General features: G+C 61.4%; 2 rRNA genes. Both read left to right on the forward strand.

Going from position 1 to position 823, the window contains the following annotated elements:
• Positions 1 to 209: ribosomal RNA gene (locus BGN97_RS05405) — 23S ribosomal RNA — on the forward strand; the annotation flags it as partial.
• A gap of 110 nt (positions 210 to 319) precedes the next feature.
• Positions 320 to 436 (forward strand): 5S ribosomal RNA (rrf, locus tag BGN97_RS05410).
• Positions 437 to 823: the final 387 nt, after the last annotated feature.

Genomic DNA, 823 nt, shown 5'->3' on the forward strand with positions numbered 1-823 from the left:
CAGTTGTTCCGCCAGGAGCACCGCTGGTTAGCTACGTTCGGGATGGATAACCGCTGAAAGCATCTAAGCGGGAAGCCGGCCTCAAGATGAGACTTCCATCACCTTCGGGTGGAGAGGCTCCCAGCCAGACGACTGGGTTGATAGGCCAGATGTGGAAGCGTGGCAACACGTGCAGCTGACTGGTACTAATAAGCCGATGACTTGATAACACACTCCTTCTGCGAGATGAACGCGTCCACTTTGTGGTTCTCGACGTACGGTCGGGAACCAACAACACACACTTTTCGTTGTGATGTTGCCTGATACATGTCAATAGTGTTTCGGCGGCCATAGCGTGAGGGAAACGCCCGGTCACATTCCGACCCCGGAAGCTAAGCCTCACAGCGCCGATGGTACTGCAGGGGGGACCCTGTGGGAGAGTAGGACACCGCCGGACTTCTCTTAAGTAAGATGGCCACCCAGGGTTGGGTGGCCATCTTGCGTTAACAAGCAAAAAGGGAGTCAGAATGTCGGATGAGCAGCGGGACCGCCGAGACGGTGAGGGCGCGCGCGATCGACGTTCGGGCTCCGAGCGCAAGCCGCGATACTCGGACTCCTCCTCGAGGTCGCCTCGCCGCAACGACGCCGGCAGCTCCCGTGATGGTGAGCGTCGGCCGTACGGCGATCGCAACCAGGGCGAACGTCGCCCTTACGGCGACCGCGACCGCAGCCAGGGGGACCGACCGTACCGTGGTGACCGTCCGCAGGGCGAGCGTCGCCCATATGGTGACCGTCCGCAGGGCGAGCGTCGCCCATATGGTGACCGTCCGCAGGGTGAGCGTCG

Origin of the sequence: Microbacterium sp. 69-10 (assembly GCF_001897945.1) — a bacterium.
Classification (GTDB): Bacteria; Actinomycetota; Actinomycetes; order Actinomycetales; family Microbacteriaceae; genus Microbacterium.